Source organism: Streptomyces yokosukanensis, from assembly GCF_001514035.1.
Lineage (GTDB): Bacteria > Actinomycetota > Actinomycetes > Streptomycetales > Streptomycetaceae > Streptomyces > Streptomyces yokosukanensis.
Map to the genome: position 1 here is coordinate 257,115 of NZ_KQ948209.1, position 20,889 is coordinate 278,003.

Below are 20,889 nucleotides of genomic sequence, written 5' to 3' on the forward strand. Positions count from 1 at the left end.
CGTCGTACGCCGCCGCCCACTGCGGGACCGGGATGCGCGGCGGTCGGCGCTCCAGGCAGCTCTCCAGGACGCGGGTGCGCAGCCCAGGGTCCAGGTCGAGGCTCTCCGGCTGGTGCAGCAGGCCGACCGCCTCGCGCAGTCGGCGGGCCTCGTCGGCGCAGCTTCCGCAGGAGCCGAGGTGCTCCTCGACGGCCGCCGTCTCGGCCGCCGAGCAGGCGGCCAGCGCCCAGGCGCCGAGGAGCGACTTCAGGACGTCGTGCGGCAGGTCGAGCGGCACGGGCGCGAGGTCGGCGAGGTCGGGCAGCGGAAGCCCGGTGTCCTCGACGGAGGCGCGGGGCGTCGGTATGCGCGTGGGCCGGTCCGGCTCGGGCGCGCCGTTCCCGGCCGGTGTACGCCCCGAGCACCGTCCTTCTCCCTGTCCCTCTCCCTGCCCGTCTCCCCGTCCTTCGTCCGGTCCCTCGTGCTCGTCGTGGGCTTCGAACCGTCCCGCTCCGCTCACACCGCACCCCCGTGTTCCGGCGGCGCTCCCGCGTCGTGGGCGGTGGAGAGCAGTTGCAGGCCCAGGCGGAGCCGGCGGCGGGCCTCGTCCTCGGTGACGCCGAGGTCGGCGGCGGTCTGGCGGTAGTCGCGGCGCTGGAAGTAGGCGAGGTCGAGGGCGGCGCGCAGCGGGGCCGGCATGGAGTGGACGATGTAGTCGGCGCGGGCGGCGACCGAGGCGTGGCGCACCTTGCGCTCCAGTTCCGCCAGCGAGCCGCCGCCCCGCGGGAGCGCGGCGGTCTCGCTGTCGCGCAGCCGCTGCACGGCGAGCCGGTGGGTGACCCCGGCCACCCAGGTGCGCAGCGGGCCCCTCTTCGGGTCGTAGGTCTCGGGGTGTTCCCACAGGTGGGCGAAGACCTCGCGGGTGAGGGTGTCGGCGGCCTTCTCGTCGCCGAGGACGCGGTGGGCGAGGCCGTGCACGAGCGAGGCGAACCGGTCGTACAGCTCGCCCAGGGCGGCCGCCTCTCCGCGGGCGAGCCGCTGCTGCATCTTGCGGTCCCAGCGGGGCGGTACGTCCTTCTTCGCCATGCGGTCCCCTCCCCTCACCCGTGTCCGGCCCGTCCAGCGTGTCCGTACCGTGTTCCCGAATGTAGTCGGCACGTCCGACAGTGCACGCCCCTTTGTGTCAATGTGCGCCCCCGTAAGCGCCGCAGGTGATAGTGCCCTCTTCACATAACCTTCACGCAAGGGCTGTGCATCTCTGATCGAAGGGGATCGCTAGTGACCGAAATAAGCCTGTTGTCGATCACGTCTAGTTTGCTGCCCGACGTTTCAGGGAAACGCCGCTGGGCAGCCGCGCGGAAGCAAGCGTAGGAACTGCTTCCGTTTCCGGGCGGTTCCGGGAGTTCCGGCGAGCGGAGGGGCAGGGGCCGTGGCATTCAGCGTGACCGGTGGCGAACAGGGCGAGTGGGCCGTGCTCCGAGTGGCCGGAGAGCTTGACCTGATGACCTCGCCGCTCTTGCGGCAACGCGTGCACGACGCCGTCGCCGAGGGGCATCACTCTCTCGTGGTGGATCTCTCGGACGTGTTCTTCTGCGACTCCAGCGGGGTCGGCGTCCTCATCGCCGCCCGCCGGCTCATCCGCTCCTGTCAGGGCCGGCTCCGGCTCATCCTGCCCGACCGGGGTGCCGAAGACGGCTCGCACGTCAACCGGGTCCTCGGCGCGCTCGGCGTACGCCGGCTCTTCGACGTGCGCCCCGACCTGGAGGCCGCCACGGCCGACGACGCGGGCCCGCTCTCCGCCTGACCGGAGCGGCCGGCCGGGCCGCCCGGCCGCGCCCGGGTCTTCGCGACAAGGCCACACTGTTGTCGCAGAATTCCCCCGGTCTTGGCACAGTCGCCGGATTTACGCCATCCCGCGACCATCCGCGTCATACGCTCCCTGCCAGGCCGGTCACGCACCCGTACCGACGCACCCGTACCGACGTCATCTGTACGACGCACTTGTACGACGCACCGACCGACGCACCTGTACGACGCACACCTAAGGCGGTCCGAACAGACATGGTCAGCACCGAGTACGAGCGCAGGATCGCGGCCCGGTTCGCCACCCTCGACCAGGACGGCAACGGCCGGATCGACCGCGAGGACTTCAGCGCGGCGGCCAAGGCGGTCCTGGCCGAGTTCTCCGTGACCGCCCGCTCCGACAAGGGGCAGGCGCTGTACATCGGCGCGGAGGCGTTCTGGCAGGGCATGGCCGGGATCGCGGACCGGGACGGCGACCAGCGCATCACCCGCGAGGAGTTCGTCTCCGGAGCGGTCAAGCGCCTGCGCGACAACCCCGAGCGCTTCGCGGAGATCGCCCGCCCCTTCCTGCACGCGGCCCTGGCGGTGGCGGACACGGACGCCGACGGCCGCGTCGCGGTGGCCGACGCCGCCCGCGTGCTGCGGGCCCTGCACGTACCGGAGGCCGTCGCCGAGGCGACCGCGAAGGCCCTCGACGCCGACACCGACGGCAGCGTCACCGAGCAGGACGTCATCCCGGCGTTCGCCCGCTACTTCACGGTCGTGGAGTAGCGGGCGGCCGGCGGATCCGGTCTCCGCCCGGGTGCGTGCCGGGCGTCGCTCAGGAAGCCTTGAAGGCGGAGACCCGTACGTCCTTGCCGCACACGTTGAAGATGCCCGCCGCCCCGCCGTCCTTGACCACGTCCACCGTGCGCCCCACGTCCTTGGGCAGGGCGATCTCGACCTTGGACGCCTGGACCGGGCAGGTCTCCCGGGCCGATGCGCTGCCCTCGAAGTTGAGGTCGGTGTAGGTCACCCAGGCCTGGGCGGTGGCGCCGGGCCCGACGTCGACGGCGTCCGTGCCGCCCTGTGAGTTGTCCGTCTCGACGGGGTCGGCCTTGCCCTGGTCGTCCTTGGCCGTCAGGGTGACGGCGCCGACGATCGTGCAGATGCTCTTAGAGGTGTTGGTGACCTCGATGGCACCCTGGGCCGGCTTCTGCGGGGTGGCGTGCTGGGCGGCCTGGAGGAAGCGGAGCCGGGTGTTCTTCGTCGTGCACGCGGAGGTGGCGCCGCCGCCCGAGCCGCTGCCGCCCGCGCTGCCGCCCGTCGTCGCGGCGGCCGTGCCGCCAGCGGCGGATCCGCCCGAGCCGGACTCCTTCGACGCCGGCGTGCCCGAGGCGGAGTCCGCCGCCCCGGAGGCGCTCGCGGACGTCTGGTCGGTGGCGGGCTTGCTGTCGTTGCCGCTGCTGCCGCAGCCGGTCAAGGCCAGGGCCGACAGAGCGAAGACGGCGGCGGTGGTGGCGATACGGGCGCGCATGGGTTCGGGTTCCTTCCCCGTCGGCGAAGCGGAGTCTCGATGACTCGGTAGGGGCGCCACGGTCTCAGTCGGGTTGGTCGGTGGTGCCCTTCGAGCGGGCGGAGGGCGGGTCTTCCCGTCTGCGCCCGGACGTGCACACAAAGATCGTTTCTGCAGACGTTCGGTTCCGCCCGGATCCGCGCGGACGGCGAAGGTGGGGGTCGGGTCCGGTGAAGGTCCGTTCGCCCACCGTTCACCACGCCCGCGTGCGGGGCCGGCCCCGCACGAAGGCGCGGTCCGCCCGGCAGGTAACACCGCAACGGCTGGGAAGGCATGCGGCATGCGCCCCGACGACTGGCACATCACCGAAGACCTCGACGACTTCCTCGCCCGGACCGGAGACTTTCTGCGCTCGCGGCCCGCCCTGCACACCACGCCGCTGACGGCGTTCGAGAGGCTGCGCACGCGCGGGGTGGACGGTGCCGGGGAGACCGTGTTCGGCCGGCTTGAGCCGGGGGGCGAGGTCAGCGCCCTCTTCTACCGCCTTCCGACCCGCCGCCTGACCGTCACCGCCCTGTCCCCGGAGCAGGCCGACACCCTCGCGGCCCGCCTGACCGGGCTCGGCCTCCCCCTCTCGGGTGTGCACGGGGACAACGACAGCGCCGTCGCCTTCGCCAGGGCATGGCAGCGACGCACGGGCGCGGCGCCGGTGCTCAGCTGGTGGGGGCGCCTCCACCGGCTCGGCGCGCCGGTCCCGCCCCGGCCGCGCCCGCAGGGCCGGGGGCGGCTGCTGGGCGAGGAGGACCGCGAGGACTGGATGCGCTGGTGCGGGGAGTTCGTCGCGGCCGTCGGAGAGGCCCCCGCCGACTCCTGGGCCGATTCGCGCTTCGCGGACAAGCACTTCACGTTCTGGGAGACCCCGGACGGCACCCCGGTGTCCATGGCGGGCTCGACTTCGCTGATCGGCGGCATGGTCCGGATCGACCCCGTCTACACCCCGGCGCACCTGCGGGGGCGCGGCTACGCGGGTGCCGTGACGGTCGAGGTGAGCCGGGCCGCGCTGGCCGCGGGCGCGCGAGAGGTCGTCCTGTTCACGGATCCGGCCAACCCCACCAGCAACGCCCTCTACCGGCGCATCGGGTATGTCCCGGTCGCGTACTTCGTCTCGTACGACTTCTCGTACGACGTCCCGGGCGCCGCGCCGGAGGCCGGCCGGTCGGGGCGAGTGGCCTAAGGGGCCGGTCGTGAGAAGCGCTCGCGCAGTTTGTACTTCAGTACCTTGCGCAGGGTGTCGTTGCGGGGGAGGGCCTCCAGCACCTCCAGCCGCTCCGGCAGCTTGTGGACGGACAGGCCCGCCGAGCGCAGGTGCGAGACGAGTTCAGGCAGGGTCAACTCGGTGGATCCGGGCGGCTGTTCCACCACCGCGCAGACCAGTTCGCCCCGTTCGGCGTCCGGCAGGCCGATGACCGCCGCGTCCGCGATCGCGGGATGGGCGGCGAGCAGGTCCTCGATCTCCTTGGCCGAGATGTTCTCGCCCTTGCGGATGATCACGTCCTTCAGCCGGCCGGTGAGGACCAGGTGGCCGGACTCCGTGAGCCGGCCCAGGTCGCCGGTGCGCAGGAAGCCGTCGGCGTCGAAGGCGGCGGCCGTCTGCGCGGGGTCCAGATAGCCCTGGCAGACGGCCTCGCCGCGCAGGCGTATCTCGCCGTCCACGATCCGGATCTCCATGCCGGCCGGGGGGCGGCCCTCGGTCGTCGCCAGGTTCTGCGGGGTGTCCCGTGGATCGCCCATGGTGATCATCGGGACCTCGGTCATGCCGTAGCCGTGGGTGAGCTGGACGTCCATCTCGCCGACCACCGAGTGGTAGACCTCCGGCGGCTTGGGCGCGCCGCCGCCGGCGAGCAGGCGCAGGGACGGGACCGGCTTCTCGCCCGGCCGCTTGCGCTGCTCGGCCAGGAAGAGGGAGTAGAAGGCCGTGGAGCCGCCGGCCACCGTCACCTCGTGCCGCCGGTACTCCGCCAGCGCGTCCGGCAGTGCGAAGTGCTCGAACATCACCGCCGGGAAGCCGTACAGCAGGAGCATCACCATGTAGTCGGGGCCGCCTATGTGGGCGTAGGGGAAGGCGATCGAGCCGACGTCGTCGGGCGACAGCCGCAGCGCGTGCGCCAGGCAGGAGCCGCCCGCGATCAGGGAGCGGTCGGTGTGCAGTACGCCCTTGGGGTCGGAGGTGGTGCCCGAGGTCCAGTAGATCCAGCGGACCGAGGTGCCCTCGGCGGGCGGCGCGGGGAGCGTCGACGGGTCGCCGTCCGGCAAGGTGTCGTACGCCTCGAAGACGCCCTTCGCGCCCAGGCGGCGGGCCATCTCCGTGTGGTCGTGGCCCCGCCACACGCCCGGGACCGCGAAGAACTCCGCCTTCGACTCCCTGAGCGCGAAGCCGACCTCCCGGTCCCGGTAGAAGGGGATCACCGGGGACTGCACGGCGCCCAGGCGGGCCAGCGCGAAGGACAGCAGGGCCGTCTCGATGCGCGTGGGCAGCTGCCAGGCGACCACCGTGCCGGGGCGCACGCCCATGCCGTACAGGCCGGCGGCCACCCGCTCGGCACGCGCGCGCAGTTCGCCGAAGGTCAGCGTGCGCCGCTCCTGCAGCAGCACCGGACGGCCGGGGGTGTGCTCGGCGCGGCGGACGACCAGGTCCCACAGTGTGCGGGCGGAACTCAGTGAGTGCGGGGTCTCGTTCACGTGTGCCCCCTGCCGACTTGGCTGACGACCCGTCAGGTGCCATGCTATCTGACGGGTCATCAGATAAGTACTGTCCGGTGGAGGGGAACGCGGAGGGGAACCATGACCGAACTGCCCCGCATCATCAGCGTCGACGACCATGTGATCGAGCCCGCCCACCTCTTCGAGACCTGGCTGCCGGCCAGGTACCGGGACCGTGGGCCCAAACCGCTGACCGCCGGCATCGGGGAACTGGCCTACGTCGGCGGCAAGTACCAGATCACCATGGACCCGGCGGGCCAGCCGACGGACTGGTGGATCTACGAGGACCTGAAGTTCCCGTACAAGCGCAACATCGCCGCCGTCGGCTTCGACCGGGACGAGATGACGCTGGAGGGGATCACCCGGGAGCAGATGCGGCGCGGCTGCTGGGACCCGAAGGCGCGCCTCGCCGACATGGATCTCAATCACGTCGAGGCCAGCCTCTGCTTCCCGACCTTCCCGCGCTTTTGCGGGCAGACCTTCGCCGAGGCGCACGACAAGGAGGTCGCCCTCGCCTGCGTGCGCGCCTACAACGACTGGATGGTGCAGGAGTGGTGCGGGGACAGCGGCGGACGCCTCGTCCCGCTGTGCCTGATCCCGCTGTGGGACGTGGAGCTGGCCGTCGCCGAGATCCGGCGCAACGCCGGGCGCGGAGTGCGGGCCGTGACCTTCTCCGAGATCCCCACGCACCTCGGGCTGCCGTCCATCCACTCCGGCTACTGGGACCCGTTCTTCGCGGTGTGCCAGGAGACCGGCACGGTCGTCAACATGCACATCGGGTCCAGCTCGCAGATGCCGGCCGCCTCCCCCGACGCGCCGCCGGCCGTCCAGGCCTCGCTGAGCTTCAACAACGCGATGGCCTCGATGATGGACTACCTCTTCAGCGGGGTCCTGGTGAAGTTCCCCCGGCTCAAACTCGCCTACTCCGAAGGGCAGATGGGCTGGGTGCCGTACGCCCTGGAGCGCGCGGACGACGTGTGGGAGGAGCACCGGGCCTGGGGCGGGGTCAGGGACCTGATCCCGGAACCGCCCTCGACGTACTACTACCGGCAGATCTTCTGCTGCTTCTTCCGCGACAAGCACGGGGTCGCCTCGATCGACGTCGTCGGCCGTGACAACGCCACCTTCGAGACCGACTACCCGCACGTCGACTCGACCTTTCCGCACACCAAGGAAGTCGCCCTCGACCATGTGAAGGGCCTGGACGACGAGACCGTGTACAAGCTGATGCGGGGCAACGCCATCCGCATGCTGGACCTGGACTTCGACAAGTGATGGACCTCTCGTGCACGCCCGAGGAGGAGGAGTTCCGGGCCCGGCTGCGGGAGTGGCTCACCAAGGTGCTGCCCACCCTTCCAGCGAAGCCGTCCCCGGACGACTGGCCGGGCCGCCGCGCCCACGACCTCGGCTGGCAGCGGATGCTGTACGACGCCGGGTACGCCGACGTCCACTGGGACTCCTCGCCGACCACGCGCCTGATCTTCCTTGAGGAGACGGAGAAGGCGGGGGCGCCCTACGTGGGGGCGAACTTCGTCGGCCTGCTGCACGCCGGTCCGACCATCGCCGCCGAGGGCACCGACGGGCAGCGGGCGCGCTGGCTGCCGCCGATCCTGCGCGGCGAGGAGGTGTGGTGCCAGGGGTTCAGCGAGCCCGGCGCCGGCTCCGACCTCGCCGCGCTGCGCACGCGCGCGTGGCGCGACGGCGACGACTACGTGGTCAGCGGATCCAAGATCTGGACCTCCCACGCCGAGGTCGCCGACTGGTGCGAACTGCTGGTCCGCACCGACCCGCAGGCCCCCAAGCACCGGGGCATCACCTGGCTGGCCATGCCCATGGACGCCGACGGCATCACCGTACGGCCGCTGCGCACGCTCGCCGGGTCGGCGGAGTTCGCCGAGGTGTTCCTGGACGAGGTCCGGGTGCCGGTGGCCCATCGGGTGGGCGCGGAGAACGACGGCTGGCGCGTGACCATGGTGACGCTGTCCTTCGAACGCGGCACGGCCTTCGTCGGCGAGGTCGTCGCCTGCCGCCGGGTGCTGGGCGAACTCGCCCGCACCGCACACGAGAACGGCCGCTGGGACGATCCCGTGCTGCGGCGCAGGCTCGGGCGGCTGGAGGCGGAGTTCCGGGCCCTGTGGCGGCTGACCCAGTGGAACGTCAGCGAGGCGGAGGCGAGCGGCGGGGTGCCGGGGGTCGGCGCCTCGGTCTTCAAGCTCCGCTACTCGCACGCCCGCCAGGAGCTGTACGACGCCGCGGCCGACGTCCTCGGCCCGGACGCCCTCGACCTGGACCGGCCGTGGGTCCTCGACCGGCTGTCCTCCCTGTCGTACACGATCGCCGCCGGCACCTCCCAGATCCAGCGCAACATCGTGGCCGAACGGATCCTGGGCCTGCCGAAGGGGAGATGAACCGGACGGGCTCCGGGGCTCACGAAGGAGAGATCGACGTGCGATTCCAACTCACCGAAGACCAGAGTGCGTTGAAGGCAGGCGTACGGGAGCTGCTGGAGCGGCGGTTCGGGCGGGAGGCCTTGCGGGCGGCCGTCGACACGCCCGGGCGGCTCGACCGGGAGCTGTGGCGGGCGCTCGGGGACGCCGGGTTCTTCGCCCTGCGTCTGCCCGAGCCGGACGGCGGGGTCGCGCTGGGACTCCCGGAAGCGGTCCTGGTGTTCGAGGAGGCGGGGCGAGCCCTGCTGCCCGGCCCCCTCGTGTCCACCCATCTCGCCGCCGGCGCCGTGCCGGGCGCGGCCACCGGGGAGACGGTCGTGACGGCGGTCGACGGGGAACTGGTGGAGTGGCTTCAGGCGGCGGACGTCGTGCTCGGGGACGTGTCGGGCGCTGTTCCGCTGCGCTCGCTGGACCCCCTGACGCCGCTGCACCGGACCGCGGCGGCGGCACCCGGCGGGCGCCGGCGAGCCATCCGCGCACCGGCCGGCCGCGCTGCCGTGGACCCCGTCGCCACCCTGCTCACCGCCGCCGAGCAGCTCGGTACGGCCGTACGCGTGGGCGAGCTGGCCGTGCAACACGCCCGGACACGAGAGCAGTTCGGGCAGCCGATCGGCGCCTTCCAGGCCGTCAAGCATCTGTGCGCGGACCTGCTGGCCCGGACCGAGACCGCGCGTGTCGCCGTCTACGCGGCCGCCGTCACCGCCGACCCGGCCGACATCGCGGCCGCCCGGCTGCTCGCCGACGAGGCCGCCGTGCGCGGCGCCCGCGACTGCCTCCAGGTGCACGGCGGCATGGGGTTCACCTGGGAGGCAGACGTGCACCTGCACCTGAAACGGGCCTGGACGCGGGCCCGGCGTGGCGGCGGGAACACGGAGAGTGAGGAACTGCTCGCCGCGCGTCTGGTGGCCTGAGACCCCGACGCCGCCCTGGGCTGCGGCGGTGGGAAAGTCATGGCCCACGATGTCGCGGATCGTGGCATGCCGATATCACTGAGCGTCGATACCCGGTTGTGTCCTTCGCGTGACTCGTCACGACCCGGAGTCGGGGGTCCCCTCCGGTACCTTGTGTGGGATGCGAGTGGCTGCGAGCGCGGGCCGGGCCGGCGGTGCCCCTGGGGCAGTGCCGGGTCGCAGGGTGCGCGTCGCTGCTCCAGATGCGGTGACGGCCACAGCCGTTGCCTGTTCGACACCCCGGCAAGAGCGTCGCACAGTATGCCTCACGCGTACTCCTTCGCGCTGGAATATGCCCGAAGCGCTTGTTGGGGTGACTGTACGTCAACCATGCTGGCTCCAAAGGGAATCACGTTCCGTGACCCTTGCTCTGGCCGTTGTTCTGGCCATGCAGAAAATGGCTACGATCGTGGCCCTCGCGATCGTCGCCGCGGCCTGCGCCGTGGCGACCGAGTGGCGTGGGGTCTTGTGTCCGCCGGTTCGGATGGTGTGAGCGGTGCAGGTGCTTCAAGTGCAGCTGGAGATCCGGCCCGACCCCACGGAGGTGGGGAGGGCGAGGAGATGGGCCCGCTCCCGGCTCGCCGGGCTCGGGATAGCGGCCGACGAACCGCTGGCCGAGAACCTGATCCTGCTCGTCTCCGAGCTGGTGACCAACGCGGTGGTGCACACCGGCCGCGCGGCCGTGCTGCGGCTCTCCCTGCCGGGCGCGCAGGCCGAGGCGGCCGGCAGGGCCGCGGCGGTCGAGCAGGCCGAGGCGGTGGCGCGACGCTCGGTGGCCGAGCGGGCCGAGCGGCGCGAACGGGACCAGCGGCGCGAGAAGGCAGAGAAGGCCGTGGCGTCGCAGGAGTCCGAGGAGCCCCGGGAAGCCGAGGGGTCCGGGGAAGCGGACTGGACCGAGCGGGCCGACGCGCTCGCGGTGGCCACCGTGCGCGTCGAGGTGGCCGACTGCAGCTCCCGCGCCCCCGTGCCGCGCTGCGCCGGCGGTGACGCCACCGGAGGCCGCGGCCTGGCTCTCGTGGACTGCCTGGCCGATCGCTGGGGCTGGAACCCGGAAGGCGCCGGCAAGAGCATCTGGTGCGAACTGGACCGCTGTTCGCAGCCCAGGGAGGGCGCGGCGATGGCGTACGGGAGCGGACTGTCCGCGTACGAGGGTCTCGCCTTCGAGGCGGTGTAGCACCCGGCGCGGTGGTGCGCCGGGGGTGCATCCGTGCGCGGGTGCCCCGAACAGGGCGTATGTAACAAACCCCCGTACCGGCGTTGACGACCCATGACCACCTGAACACGCTTGTGGGCGACGATTCGCCGCGAGGGGACGGCGAGGGCCGGGAGCGGGTGCGGTCCTCGCCGAGTGTGGGTCGCACCCGGTGGGCGGCGCGTGCGCGAGGCCGCAGGGGGAGGCGCGCCGCCGGCCGGCCGACGCCCCGCGCGAGGGCGCTTCAGAGAACGGCCACGGGGGCCACCGGGGTGCCCGTCGCGCCGACGAACGGCTCGGGCATCGCCGACAGCAGGAACGCGTACCGCCCTTCTTCTCCACAGGCTGTGGACAACTCTTCGAGATTCCAGTTCTGGCCCTGGAGCATCCCCATCTCCACCAGGTCCAGGGCGTGCACGGGCAGCCAGAGATTCTCCGTCTCGGGCGGAAATATCTCAAAAGTGAGCGTGTCGTTCGCGACCGCCGCGACATCGCGCGCGTGGAACCACTCCGGCGTACGGACGGACAGCCCCGGCGACGGATAGCCGTACCCGTGCTTGTCCCCGGCCAGATACACCTGCACCTGCCCGGTGCGCACCAGCACGACGTCGCCCGCCCGGACCCGGACACCGCCGAACTCCTCGGCCCGCTCCAGATCCTCCGGTGTGACCGCGTGGCCCCCCGCCAGCCGGTCGACACCCCGCGCGCGTGCCACGTCCAGCAGCACCCCGCGCGAGACGATGTGCCGCGCCTTGTCGATCCCGTCGAACTCCGCGCCGTCGTGCGCGGTCACCGTGTGCGCGGGGCGGCCGTTGTAGAGCTTCCCCGAGTGCGAGGCATGGGCGAGCGCGTCCCAGTGCGTGCCCGCCTGCAGGCCCATGGTCACCACGTCGTCGCTGCACGCCACCGTGCCCGGCCCGAACAGCTCCTGGTTGATCTGCACCATCGCGTGCAGCGGATTGACCCGCCCGGGGATCATCCCGCTCTGCACCCCGTCCTGCCGGAGGGGGAGGGCGAGCGGGACCCGGCGGCCGGTGCGGACCTCGGCGGCGGCCTCGCGCACGACCTCGTCGGTGATCAGGTTCAGGGTGCCGATCTCGTCGTCCGCCCCCCAGCGGCCCCAGTTGTTCACCCGCTTCGCGATCTCGTGGAACTCCTTGGGCAATGCCATCCGGTGCCTCCCCGGGGCTTGTGTCCGCGCATCCGACGCGCCATAGAATCTAACGGACCGTCAGAAACCGCGGGAAGGGGCCGGGCGTGGGGAACTTCTTGGCAGGAAAGGTCGTCGCCGTGACGGGCGCCGGACGCGGCATCGGCCGGGCGGTCGCCCTGGCGGCCGCCGCCGAGGGGGCGAAGGTCGTCGTCAACGACTACGGCGTCGCCATGGACGGCGCCTCGCCCACCAGCGAGGTCGCCGAGGCCGTCGTCAAGGAGATCGAGGCGGCGGGCGGCGAGGCCGTCGCGGTGGCCGACGACATCTCCACGATGGCGGGCGGGCAACGGGTCGTGGAGGCGGCCCTGTCGGCGTACGGCCGGCTCGACGGGGTCGTCTGCGTGGCCGGGATCCTGCGCGAGCGGATGCTGTTCAACATGACCGAGGAGGAGTGGGATCCGGTGATCGCCACCCACCTCAAGGGCACGTTCACCGTCTTCCGGGCGGCGTCCGCGGTGATGCGGGGGCAGCGGTCCGGCACCCTGATCGGATTCACCAGCGGCAACCACCAGGGGTCGGTGTCCCAGGCCAACTACAGCGCGGCGAAGGGCGGGATCATCTCGCTCGTGCGCAGCGCCGCGCTGGGCCTGCACAAGTACGGGGTCACCGCGAACGCGGTGGCACCGGTGGCGCGTACGCGGATGTCGGCGAACGTTCCCATGGAACTGGCGGAGATCGGCGAGCCGGAGGACGTGGCGGCGCTGGTGGTGTACCTGCTGTCGGACGGGGCGCAGGAGCAGGGGATCACCGGTCAGGTCTACACCGTCGCGGGGCCGAAGATCGCGGTGTGGGCGCAGCCGAGGGAACTCCGCGCGGCCTACGCCCCCGGCGGCTGGACCCCGGAGACGATCGCGCAGTTCCTGCCCGGGGCGGTGGGGGTGGATCCGATGCCGATGCTGTCCCAGCTCGTGGCGATGGAATCCGCCGCGCGGGCGGGATCTCGGCCCAACGCCTAGTGCCTGTCCGGCGGATCAGGCCGGAGGAAAGCAGCGATGCCTGGTCGGCGCACGTGAGTGGGGCGTGCCAAGCCCCGCGTCTCCGGCGAGATCCGCCGGACAGGCCCCAGTGCCGGCGCTTTCGGCGCACCCAACCCAAAGGCGGTCCAACCATGGATTTCGGGTTCAGCGAAGAGGACGAGGACTTTCGGGCGGAGGCTCGTGGCTGGCTGAGCGCACACGCGGACCCCGCGACGGACAGACGCACGTGGGAACGCGCCCTCGGCGGCGCCGGCTGGATCGGGCTCGGCTGGCCGGAGGCGGGACACGGCAACCGTACGGCCACCCTCACCCAGCAGGTCGTCTGGGCCGAGGAGTACGCCCGTTCGGCCGCGCCCCCGCGCTCCGGGCACATCGGTGAGAACCTGCTCGCCCCCACCCTGATCGCCCACGGCAGCGAGGAGCAGAAGTCCCGTTTCCTGCCCCCGGTCGCGGCCGGTGAGGAGCTGTGGTGCCAGGGCTACAGCGAGCCCGGTGCCGGGTCGGACCTGGCCGGGGTGCGGACCGCGGCGGTGCGGGAGGGCGAGGGCTATCGGATCAGCGGCCAGAAGATCTGGACCTCGCTCGCCCGCGAGGCCGACTGGTGCTTCGTGCTGGCCCGCACGGACCCGGACTCGCGCCGCCATCACGGGCTCAGCTTCCTGCTGGTGCCGATGGACCAGCCCGGCCGTATCGAGGTCCGCCCCATCCGGCAGATGACCGGCACCAGCGACTTCAACGAGGTCTTCTTCGACGGGGCGTACGCGCGAGAGGAGCATGTCGTCGGGGGGCAGGGGCAGGGCTGGCGGGTGGCCATGAGCCTGCTCGGGTTCGAGCGCGGGGTGTCCACCCTGGCCCAGCAGATCGGATTCGCCGAGGAGTTGGCGGGTGTGGTGCGGCTCGCGGTGCGGACGGGCGCGGTGCGCGATCCCGTCGTACGCTCGCGGCTCGTACGGCAGTGGGCCGAGCTGCGGACCATGCGCGAGCACGCCCTGCGCACCCTCGGCGGCTCGGCGGACCCGGGCGCGCCCAGCGTGGCCAAGCTGCTCTGGGCCGGCTGGCACCAGCGGCTGGGCGAGCTGGCGGTGCAGGTCCGGGGCGCGGCGGCGGGCGTCGGACCGGTGGACTGGTCGCCCTCGGCCTCGTACGAACTCGACGCCGGACAGCACCTGTTCCTCTTCTCCCGGGCCGACACCATCTACGGCGGCTCGGACCAGGTCCAGCGCACGATCATCGCCGAGCGTGTGCTCGGTCTGCCCAGAGAGCCCAAGGGGGCCGTGTGATGCGTGGTGTGGTGTTCGACGGCAAGCAGGTGCAGGTGGTCGAGGACCTGGCGGTGCGGGAACCGGGGCCGGGCGAGGTGCTGGTGGCCGTCAAGGCGGCCGGGCTGTGCCACAGCGACCTGTCCGTGGTGGACGGCACCATTCCGTTCCCGGTGCCGGTGGTGCTCGGGCACGAGGGCGCGGGGGTCGTGGAATCGGTCGGCGCGGGCGTCGGCCATGTCGTGCCCGGCGACCATGTCGCGCTCTCCACGCTCGCCAACTGCGGCACGTGCCCGGAGTGCGACCGGGGCCGGCCGACGATGTGCCGGCAGGCGATCGGGCGCCCGGGAAAGCCGTTCACGCGGGGGGCGGGGCCGGTCCACCAGTTCGCCTCCAACTCGGCGTTCGCGGAACGCACGGTCGTGAAGGCCGTGCAGGCGGTGCCGATCCCGAAGGACATCCCGCTTGAGTCCGCCGCGCTGATCGGCTGCGGGGTGCTCACCGGGGTGGGCGCGGTGCTGAACCGGGCGCGGGTGGACCGCGGGGACAGCGTCGTCGTCATCGGGACCGGCGGCATCGGGCTGAACGTGCTGCAGGGCGCGCGGCTCGCGGGGGCGCTCAGGATCGTCGCCGTGGACGCCAATCCGGCCAAGGAGGAGACGGCCCGGCAGTTCGGCGCCACCGACTTCCTGACCTCGGCCGAGGGCGTCAGGGACCTGCTGCCCGCGGGCGCCGACCACGCCTTCGAGTGCGTCGGCCGGGTGGAGCTGATCCGGCAGGCGATCGACCTGCTCGACCGGCACGGCCAGGCGATCCTGCTCGGTGTCCCGCCGGCCGCGGCCGAGGCGTCCTTCCTGGTCTCCTCCCTCTACCTGGACAAGTCGATCCTGGGCTGCCGCTACGGCTCCTCGCGCCCCCAGCGGGACATCGCCCTGTACGCCGAGCTGTACCGGCAAGGGCGGCTGCTGCTCGACGAGTTGGTGACGGCGGCCTACCCGGTCGAGGACTTCGACAAGGCGCGCGCGGACGCGGAGGCCGGGCGGGTGGCGCGGGCCGTGCTCACGTTCTGAGCGCGGCCCGGGACCCGCCTACGCCTTCACACCGGTGCGGAACGTCCGCCGATAGGCGCTCGGGGTCACCCCGAGCGCCTGCTGCAGATGCTGGCGCATCGACTGGGCCGTGCCGAAGCCCGCCTCGCGGGCCACCTGGTCGATGGAGAGGTCCGAGGTCTCCAGCAGCTGGCGGGCCCGCTCGACACGCTGCTGGGTGAGCCACTGGCCGGGACTGATCCCGACCTCCTCGCGGAAGCGCCGGGTGAAGGTGCGTACCGACATGGCCTCCTGGTCGGCCATGTCCCGCAGCTGGATCGGCTCGTGCAGCCGGCCCAGCGCCCAGCTGCGGGCCGCGGTCGTCGTGGCCAGCTGCGGGTCGGGGACCGGGCGGTGGATGTACTGGGCCTGGCCGCCCTCGCGGTGCGGCGGGACGACCGTGTGCCGGGCGACGTCGTTGGCGACCGCCGTACCGAAGTCGCGGCGCACCATGTGCAGGCACAGATCGATCCCGGCGGCCACACCGGCCGAGGTCAGCACGTCGCCGTCGTCGACGTAGAGCACGTCCGCGTCGACCTTGATCCGCGGGAACAGCCGCTGGAGGCGGTCGGCTTCGGCCCAGTGCGTGGTCGCCGGGCGGCCGTCGAGACGGCCGGCGGCGGCGAGGACGTAGACCCCGGTGCAGATGGAGGCGAGCCGGGTGCCGGGGCGGATCCGGGCGAGGGCGGCGGCCAGTTCGTCGGTGAGCCGGCCCTCCTCGTAGACCGGGCCCAGCTCGTACGACGCCGGGACGATCACCGTGTCGGCCTCGGCCAGCGCCTGTGGGCCGTGCGCGATGTGCACGGCGAAGTCGGCGTCCGTCTCGACCGGGCCGGGCGGCCGTACCGAGCAGGTCACGACCTCGTACAGCCGGCGTCCCCGCTCGTCCCTGGGGCGGCCGAAGATGCGGTGCGGGATGCCCAGCTCGAAGGGGAGCAGGCCGTCGAGGGCGAGGACGACGACCCGGTGCGGACGGAAGTCCTCGGGGGGAGCGGCCATGGCGCGGTCGACACTCATGGCCCGATCCTAGCGAATGCTGGCCTTCGGGCCACTCGAACGGGGGAGCGGGGTGCCGGACGCTCTATGACGTGACTCAGACAAGCCCAGCCGCAGCCCCCGTCCAGGCCGCCCCGCCCGCCCGGCGCCGGCGCGTGCACCGCGCCTGGTTCGTCGCCGCCGTCACCTTCGTCACGATCATCGGCGCGGCCGCCTTCCGTTCCCTGCCCGGCCTGCTCATCGACCCGCTGCACCGGGAGTTCGCGTGGTGATGCTTTGGGGAACCTGAAGGCGGGTCTTGCGCTCTCTGCCAGTTTCCAACCGGTCGGGGGGCATTCGGCGGCAAGGCGCCCGTACGGGGCGGCCCCACAGGCGGGGCGCCCCGATCCATCACTCCGGTGTGGTCGAGTACCGCTCGATGCTCGCACGGCCTGTCGATCGGTCGAGTAGGCGCAGCTCCCACGGGCCCGTGTTCACGTCGAAGTCCTTGCCGAACCCGACCCATTTGCCCGCCATACGTCGGCCCGTCGGCTCGATCAACAGCTGAATCGCACCGTGGTACCGGGCGCCCTGGTAGTAGCCGTCAGCCGCCGTCTGCTCGGTCCACGTACCGGTGACGACGTTCCGTTCAGCTGTGAGATCCAGAGACAATGGGCTGTCCGGGTTGGTCGATGCTCCGGGCAGGCTCTGAGCTGTCAGCCGGTTGCCGTGCTGGACGATCACGACGTGATGCTTGCAGTCGAACGTCTCGTCGCGGCTGGACGAGTAGAACTCGTACCGGGACAGCCAGATGCCCGCGTACTCGCTCTGCGGCTCCGCCTCCGGGCTTGTGACAGCGTCGGCCGTACCGATTTCCTCAGCCTCCATGTCGTGGCCTCCTGCCCCGTCTGAGTGGACGCGTGCCATCGGGATCGCGAACCCCAGCGACTCAGGGGAACGGCCGGTGAACCGCTTCAGTGCCCGCGCATACAGCGGGCGGCATGTCCTGGTCTCCCCGGACTCCCAGCGTTGCACGAGTCGCTTGGAGGCGTCGTTCGGCTCCCCCAGCTCCTCGCCTGCGCCGCGTAAGCCCCGGGCGAACTCGTCTTGGCTGAGGTTCATCGACTTGCGCACAGAAGTCAGCACGTCGTTGGGGATTCGCTCCCGCTCGGCCGGAGTCGTCATGATCCGAGGGTAGCCACGTCACGCCTCCAATGACACCGGTTTGACGCCCTCGGGGTGACACCGACATGACGCCCGAGGGGCGCCTTGAACGTCGCCGCAATGGTCATGATCGATCCGGAACATGGTCGTCATGTCCATCCGCATCAGCGCTTACACGGTGAGAGCCGACGGCACCCAGACCAAGCCACGAACCCTGTACGAGGGTGAGGGCGGGGAACCCCTCGCTACTGGCCTGATGCCGCCGTGCCTGTGCCCCAAGTGCGGGGGTGGGCGACATGACCGGAGCACCACGGACCCCCAATTGCGTGGAGGCAAGCCAGCATGAGCATGGCAGTAGTGACCCGCGACCCGAAGGCGTACGTCACCCCGGAGGTGTGGGAGCGGGAGGTGGCCCTCCTGCTCCGCAACCCGGAAAACACGCGCGAACTGGCCGATGCCAAGTTCGGACAGGCCATCGCCTACCTGGTCACGTGCGGCGAGAACCCGGACCTTCTCATGGGACCGTCCAAGCAGGTGGACGAGGCATGGCACTCGTTCATGCTCGACTCGATCCCGTACCACCACTTCACCAGCCGGCACTTCGGCCGGTACATCCACCACGTACCGGAGCTTCCGGGGGCGGCCGGTGTCCAGTGCGTCAGCGACGACAAGGCGACGCTGGACGGCCACGACCTCAAGACCGGCGGCCCGCTCGTCCTGGAGCAGACGATCAAGGCCATCAAGGCGGCCGGGTTCGAGATCGACTCCGACCTGTGGGGCATGGAGGACGCGGCCGACTGCAACCAGTGCCATGCAGGGTGCCACGACTCGCCCAAGTAGTAGTGAGCAGCATGTGAGTTGGGGCCTGTCCCCGTACGTTGGGGGTGGGCCCCTCATGCTGGAAAGGATCACTGCATGTCATTGGCTGAGTCCTGGGACAGGTACGCGGTCGGGAGCAAGCCACGCAGGACCGTGAACGCCAAGGGTGATACGACCTGGCTGAACTGGACTCAGTACGCCGATCACGGGCCGAACGAGAGCGTTCTGGGCCCCGTGGCCGGACGCCGGGTGCTGGAACTCGGGTCGGGGAGCGGTAGCAACCTCGCGCATCTCGTGACGCTTGGCGCGACGGGTCGAGGTGTGGACATCGCCCCCGCCCGCGAGACGGTCGCGCGGGAGTGCTGGGGCCACTTGCCGGGCCTTGAGTTCCGGACGGCGGAGGCGACGACATTCCTGAGCGAGACAGACGAGACGTTCGATGTCGTGCTCTCGATCTTCGGTGCCGTGTGGTTCGTCGATCCGGACACCCTGCTCCCGCTGATCCGCTCGCGCATGGCGCCGGGCGGCATCCTGGCCTTCTCGCATTTGCCTCCGGGCAGCCAGGGGCCGAAGCCTGGCAAAGCCGGACTGCGGCACGATCGCACCCCGGATGAGTGGGGGCGCATCCTGACGGGGCACGGCTTCTCTGACGTGCGCGTGTCTCTGATCGACCCGCCAGAGGGCAAGGCTGTGGGCACGATGCTTGTCCGTGCCCTGGCGACCTGACCGCGCGGCTGTGCGCCGGTCTCAGGACACCCCGGCCTTCTGGCAGACGGAGCGAACCGTCATGGCGCTCCACTTCGCGGCTCTACGCGGGGGCAGGCCCTCAGTGTCGAGCTGCGTGCCGATGGCCCGGTAGCTCATCCCCTCCGCCCTCAGTTCGAGTATGCGGGCCTGTGCCGCCTGCTCCGTGGGGTTGGGTGCAGCGTCGCGCTCTCGCCCCTCTCCGTCCCCGTGGAAGCCGTAGGCGTACGCACCGACAGCCTTCCGTCCGGATGCTGCCTTGGCCGCACGCCCGTCCCGGAGACGCTTGACCACCATGCGCCGATCGAGTTCGGCGAACACGCCGATGACCTGTCGCATGGCCGTGCGCATCGGGTCGTCAGGGTCGTCCTGGTGGACCTCCCCACCATCGGCGGTGAAGACCTTCCCCCCGTCACGCCAGACCACGGCAAGCGTGGCTTCCTGCACCGTGAGCGCACGGGCCAACCGGTCGAGCCGAGGTATCAGCAACCCCTCCGCTTCGCTCTCTCTGATGAGCAGCAGGGCTTCCGACAGACCCTGACGGTCGAGCGCTTCGGTTGCGCCGGACACGCCCTCATCGCGCGACACGTGAACGATGCGATGCCCGTTGGTCTTGGCCCACGCTTTGACGGCCTTCTCCTGTACGTCCAGGCCGAAGCCGTCTGAGACCTGTCCGGCTCCGGATACGCGGATGTAGGCAACGAGCTTCATGGCTCCCCTTCCATGAGCACGTAAGTCTTTCCGTGTAAAAACTTACACCGCAGGTCGGGGTGCTGCAACGTTGATCGCATGCCCATGGTGGGTGACGGCTCGCACGGCCGCGCGTGCAGGTCTACGGCGGAAGGGGTGGGGTATGACCCTCTGAAGGACCTTGCTCGACCGCCGAGTCTTACCGGCCGAGATCGCGCCACGGTTTCGGGGCCATTCAAGACCTCACGACCTGCTGCAAGAACTCGCGGTGCAGGCGGCGCAAGTGAGAGCTCAGCGCCTCGGGAGTGGGCCGCTCTTTCAGGTGGCGGACCGCGTGCGGCGCCATGGCCTTGCCGGTGACCCGTGTACCTGCGGCGTTCGCCTCGCTCGCACAGGACGTAAGAAGCAAGAGGGCGATCTTCTCGGCTAGATCTACTGATACGTCTGACGTCGATACGGCGCGAAACCTGCGCATCTCTGCCCGGAGCTCGCCGGTGAGCGTGCTCGCCTCGTGGACCATCTGCTGGAGTTCGCCGACCTCAGTCTTCCCACCGTTGCCGGCCTCTGCGGATCCCCGAAACCTGAGAGAGAGATCGACAACTTGCCCCAGCGTCACGTACAAGTCGACGGCGGTGCGTTGCCGTGCAGAGTCAACGTAATCGGTCTGGTAGTTCACGGTCACTTGACCGCCGTCAGCGATGTACTGGTTGCTGACCCACTTCCCCGCGAACTCCTGGCGGTCAGCATTGAACTGCTGACCTACAGACTGACTCTGCTGGTCGAATCTGCTTTCACCCACCAAGCAGCGCCCCAAGCATGGTGGCGATCTGGCTACCAATACCCGTGGCCAGCCCACCCATCTCCAGAAGTCGCTGCATTCTCCCTTGCGCATCTGAGGTGTCGCCAGACGCTGCGGCGTCGCGTGCAGCTTCCAGCTCCGCCCGCACCTCGGGGGGCAGGGGTGGCTCCATCTGTTGCACTTGCCCCAGGATGTCGTTCAGCCCAGCAGCAAGATCGGCCATCGAGATCGGCGTTCCGACGATCATGTTCTCGGCGTTGTGCTGAACGCCGACTGTCTGGTTGTGCTGGTTGAAGGTCGCCACCTGGCCACAGTATGGCTCGCTCAACAAGCTGAGCAACATGTTCCCTGTGTCAACTCCCGTTCCAAGAAGAGGGATTCGAGAAGGGAGTTGCCCTGGATCTCCTCGCGCCACAGCGAGGTAGTCGCGTTACAGTCGGCCCTGCTTGGCCAGCTCGATGTGCTCCTCGGCCAGCTCAGCGCCGGTGACCTGGAGGGCGAACGCAAGGTCGTAGTCAGGCGCGTTGTCTGGATG

General features: G+C 71.0%; 21 protein-coding genes and 3 pseudogenes. 14 read left to right on the top strand and 10 right to left on the bottom strand.

The genetic code is table 11. The features are described 5' to 3' along the window. Positions 1-499, bottom strand: a 499-nt coding sequence (locus AQI95_RS11035) for a zf-HC2 domain-containing protein (RefSeq protein WP_208614136.1), incomplete at its 3' end; no start/stop codon positions are given. Then, positions 496-1,065: a sigma-70 family RNA polymerase sigma factor gene (locus AQI95_RS11040; RefSeq protein ID WP_067120904.1), complete on the bottom strand. Its 570-nt coding sequence runs from the start codon at positions 1,063-1,065 to the stop codon at positions 496-498. The genes AQI95_RS11040 and AQI95_RS11035, both read right to left, overlap by 4 nt. Before the next feature lie 343 nt (positions 1,066-1,408). On the opposite strand from AQI95_RS11040, the gene AQI95_RS11045 reads away from it, so the two are divergent. Then, positions 1,409-1,783, top strand: a complete 375-nt coding sequence (locus AQI95_RS11045; RefSeq protein ID WP_067120906.1) for an STAS domain-containing protein — start codon at positions 1,409-1,411, stop codon at positions 1,781-1,783. Between the two features lie 257 nt (positions 1,784-2,040). Next, complete coding sequence (locus tag AQI95_RS11050; RefSeq protein WP_067120908.1) at positions 2,041-2,553, top strand: EF-hand domain-containing protein; 513 nt, start codon at positions 2,041-2,043, stop codon at positions 2,551-2,553. A 49-nt stretch (positions 2,554-2,602) separates the two neighbouring features. On the opposite strand, the gene AQI95_RS11055 is transcribed toward AQI95_RS11050, so the two are convergent. Next, a complete protein-coding gene (locus tag AQI95_RS11055) occupies positions 2,603-3,298 on the bottom strand; it encodes a DUF4232 domain-containing protein (RefSeq protein WP_067120910.1) in 696 nt (231 codons plus the stop codon). A 319-nt stretch (positions 3,299-3,617) separates the two neighbouring features. Here AQI95_RS11055 and AQI95_RS11060 point away from each other — a divergent pair, with 319 nt between their 5' ends. Then, on the top strand, positions 3,618-4,511 hold the full coding sequence (locus AQI95_RS11060) for a GNAT family N-acetyltransferase (protein WP_067120912.1): 894 nt from the start codon (positions 3,618-3,620) through the stop codon (positions 4,509-4,511). On the opposite strand, the gene AQI95_RS11065 is transcribed toward AQI95_RS11060, so the two are convergent. Beyond that, complete coding sequence (locus tag AQI95_RS11065; RefSeq protein WP_067120913.1) at positions 4,508-6,016, bottom strand: class I adenylate-forming enzyme family protein; 1,509 nt, start codon at positions 6,014-6,016, stop codon at positions 4,508-4,510. The two genes, AQI95_RS11060 and AQI95_RS11065, sit on opposite strands and share 4 nt — an antisense overlap. A gap of 102 nt (positions 6,017-6,118) precedes the next feature. On the opposite strand from AQI95_RS11065, the gene AQI95_RS11070 reads away from it, so the two are divergent. From AQI95_RS11070 to AQI95_RS48920, 5 genes and pseudogenes are all read left to right on the top strand, one after another. After that, on the top strand, positions 6,119-7,312 hold the full coding sequence (locus tag AQI95_RS11070; RefSeq protein ID WP_067120916.1) for an amidohydrolase family protein: 1,194 nt from the start codon (positions 6,119-6,121) through the stop codon (positions 7,310-7,312). Next, on the top strand, positions 7,312-8,445 hold the full coding sequence (locus tag AQI95_RS11075) for an acyl-CoA dehydrogenase (protein WP_067120918.1): 1,134 nt from the start codon (positions 7,312-7,314) through the stop codon (positions 8,443-8,445). The genes AQI95_RS11070 and AQI95_RS11075 overlap by 1 nt, the downstream gene beginning before the upstream one ends. Before the next feature lie 38 nt (positions 8,446-8,483). Further along, the gene (locus AQI95_RS11080) at positions 8,484-9,395 is read left to right on the top strand and encodes an acyl-CoA dehydrogenase family protein (RefSeq protein ID WP_067120920.1); all 912 of its coding nucleotides are present in this window, start codon (positions 8,484-8,486) and stop codon (positions 9,393-9,395) included. 550 nt (positions 9,396-9,945) lie between these two features. Beyond that, positions 9,946-10,153, top strand: a pseudogene (locus AQI95_RS48915) (ATP-binding protein); the annotation flags it as partial. Between the two features lie 200 nt (positions 10,154-10,353). After that, positions 10,354-10,608, top strand: a pseudogene (locus AQI95_RS48920) (ATP-binding protein); the annotation flags it as partial. A gap of 262 nt (positions 10,609-10,870) precedes the next feature. Here AQI95_RS48920 and AQI95_RS11090 read toward each other — a convergent pair. Beyond that, positions 10,871-11,797, bottom strand: a complete 927-nt coding sequence (locus tag AQI95_RS11090; protein ID WP_067120925.1) for a cyclase family protein — start codon at positions 11,795-11,797, stop codon at positions 10,871-10,873. A gap of 86 nt (positions 11,798-11,883) precedes the next feature. Between AQI95_RS11090 and AQI95_RS11095 the strand changes: the two genes are divergently transcribed. The 3 genes from AQI95_RS11095 (at position 11,884) to AQI95_RS11105 (ending at position 15,145) form a co-directional block, all read left to right on the top strand. Continuing rightward, positions 11,884-12,795 carry an SDR family NAD(P)-dependent oxidoreductase gene (locus AQI95_RS11095; RefSeq protein ID WP_067120927.1) on the top strand — a complete coding sequence of 304 codons (912 nt, stop codon included), beginning with the start codon at positions 11,884-11,886 and terminating at the stop codon, positions 12,793-12,795. Between the two features lie 152 nt (positions 12,796-12,947). After that, a complete protein-coding gene (locus AQI95_RS11100) occupies positions 12,948-14,096 on the top strand; it encodes an acyl-CoA dehydrogenase family protein (protein WP_067120930.1) in 1,149 nt (382 codons plus the stop codon). After that, positions 14,096-15,145: a Zn-dependent alcohol dehydrogenase gene (locus AQI95_RS11105; RefSeq protein WP_067120931.1), complete on the top strand. Its 1,050-nt coding sequence runs from the start codon at positions 14,096-14,098 to the stop codon at positions 15,143-15,145. The genes AQI95_RS11100 and AQI95_RS11105 overlap by 1 nt, the downstream gene beginning before the upstream one ends. An 18-nt stretch (positions 15,146-15,163) precedes the next feature. Here AQI95_RS11105 and AQI95_RS11110 read toward each other — a convergent pair whose 3' ends face one another. Further along, positions 15,164-16,180 carry a GlxA family transcriptional regulator gene (locus AQI95_RS11110; protein WP_244188699.1) on the bottom strand — a complete coding sequence of 339 codons (1,017 nt, stop codon included), beginning with the start codon at positions 16,178-16,180 and terminating at the stop codon, positions 15,164-15,166. A gap of 71 nt (positions 16,181-16,251) precedes the next feature. Between AQI95_RS11110 and AQI95_RS44710 the strand changes: the two are divergent. Beyond that, positions 16,252-16,428, top strand: a pseudogene (locus AQI95_RS44710) (MFS transporter); the annotation flags it as partial. Positions 16,429-16,549: 121 nt separating this feature from the next. On the opposite strand, the gene AQI95_RS11115 reads toward AQI95_RS44710, so the two are convergent. Then, on the bottom strand, positions 16,550-17,323 hold the full coding sequence (locus AQI95_RS11115; protein WP_067120933.1) for a helix-turn-helix domain-containing protein: 774 nt from the start codon (positions 17,321-17,323) through the stop codon (positions 16,550-16,552). Between the two features lie 321 nt (positions 17,324-17,644). Here AQI95_RS11115 and AQI95_RS11120 point away from each other — a divergent pair, with 321 nt between their 5' ends. Together AQI95_RS11120 and AQI95_RS11125 are read left to right on the top strand one after the other, a co-directional pair. Continuing rightward, on the top strand, positions 17,645-18,142 hold the full coding sequence (locus AQI95_RS11120) for a glycine-rich domain-containing protein (RefSeq protein WP_244188700.1): 498 nt from the start codon (positions 17,645-17,647) through the stop codon (positions 18,140-18,142). A gap of 75 nt (positions 18,143-18,217) precedes the next feature. Next, positions 18,218-18,847, top strand: a complete 630-nt coding sequence (locus tag AQI95_RS11125; RefSeq protein ID WP_067120937.1) for a class I SAM-dependent methyltransferase — start codon at positions 18,218-18,220, stop codon at positions 18,845-18,847. A gap of 21 nt (positions 18,848-18,868) precedes the next feature. On the opposite strand, the gene AQI95_RS11130 is transcribed toward AQI95_RS11125, so the two are convergent. The 3 genes from AQI95_RS11130 to AQI95_RS11140 all read right to left on the bottom strand — a co-directional run bounded on the left by AQI95_RS11130 (position 18,869) and on the right by AQI95_RS11140 (position 20,658). Then, positions 18,869-19,576, bottom strand: coding sequence for a recombinase family protein (locus AQI95_RS11130; protein WP_067120939.1), 708 nt, complete (start codon positions 19,574-19,576; stop codon positions 18,869-18,871). 214 nt (positions 19,577-19,790) lie between these two features. Continuing rightward, the gene (locus AQI95_RS11135; protein ID WP_067120941.1) at positions 19,791-20,354 is read right to left on the bottom strand and encodes a hypothetical protein; all 564 of its coding nucleotides are present in this window, start codon (positions 20,352-20,354) and stop codon (positions 19,791-19,793) included. Next, positions 20,347-20,658, bottom strand: a complete 312-nt coding sequence (locus tag AQI95_RS11140; protein WP_159056500.1) for a hypothetical protein — start codon at positions 20,656-20,658, stop codon at positions 20,347-20,349. The genes AQI95_RS11135 and AQI95_RS11140 overlap by 8 nt, the downstream gene beginning before the upstream one ends. Positions 20,659-20,889 lie beyond the last annotated feature (231 nt).

Bases quoted from the DNA above. Each gene is read 5' to 3' on its own strand.
- AQI95_RS11070 (WP_067120916.1), top strand. From the start codon at position 6,119: ATGACCGAACTGCCCCGCATCATCAGCGTCGACGACCATGTGATCGAG.
- AQI95_RS11105 (WP_067120931.1), top strand. From the start codon at position 14,096: ATGCGTGGTGTGGTGTTCGACGGCAAGCAGGTGCAGGTGGTCGAGGAC.
- AQI95_RS11050 (WP_067120908.1), top strand. From the start codon at position 2,041: ATGGTCAGCACCGAGTACGAGCGCAGGATCGCGGCCCGGTTCGCCACC.
- AQI95_RS11060 (WP_067120912.1), top strand. From the start codon at position 3,618: ATGCGCCCCGACGACTGGCACATCACCGAAGACCTCGACGACTTCCTC.
- AQI95_RS11115 (WP_067120933.1), bottom strand. From the start codon at position 17,323: ATGACGACTCCGGCCGAGCGGGAGCGAATCCCCAACGACGTGCTGACT.
- AQI95_RS11120 (WP_244188700.1), top strand. From the start codon at position 17,645: ATGAGCATGGCAGTAGTGACCCGCGACCCGAAGGCGTACGTCACCCCG.
- AQI95_RS11100 (WP_067120930.1), top strand. From the start codon at position 12,948: ATGGATTTCGGGTTCAGCGAAGAGGACGAGGACTTTCGGGCGGAGGCT.
- AQI95_RS11055 (WP_067120910.1), bottom strand. From the start codon at position 3,298: ATGCGCGCCCGTATCGCCACCACCGCCGCCGTCTTCGCTCTGTCGGCC.
- AQI95_RS11125 (WP_067120937.1), top strand. From the start codon at position 18,218: ATGTCATTGGCTGAGTCCTGGGACAGGTACGCGGTCGGGAGCAAGCCA.
- AQI95_RS11130 (WP_067120939.1), bottom strand. From the start codon at position 19,576: ATGAAGCTCGTTGCCTACATCCGCGTATCCGGAGCCGGACAGGTCTCA.
- AQI95_RS11040 (WP_067120904.1), bottom strand. From the start codon at position 1,065: ATGGCGAAGAAGGACGTACCGCCCCGCTGGGACCGCAAGATGCAGCAG.
- AQI95_RS11110 (WP_244188699.1), bottom strand. From the start codon at position 16,180: ATGAGTGTCGACCGCGCCATGGCCGCTCCCCCCGAGGACTTCCGTCCG.
- AQI95_RS11075 (WP_067120918.1), top strand. From the start codon at position 7,312: ATGGACCTCTCGTGCACGCCCGAGGAGGAGGAGTTCCGGGCCCGGCTG.
- AQI95_RS11090 (WP_067120925.1), bottom strand. From the start codon at position 11,797: ATGGCATTGCCCAAGGAGTTCCACGAGATCGCGAAGCGGGTGAACAAC.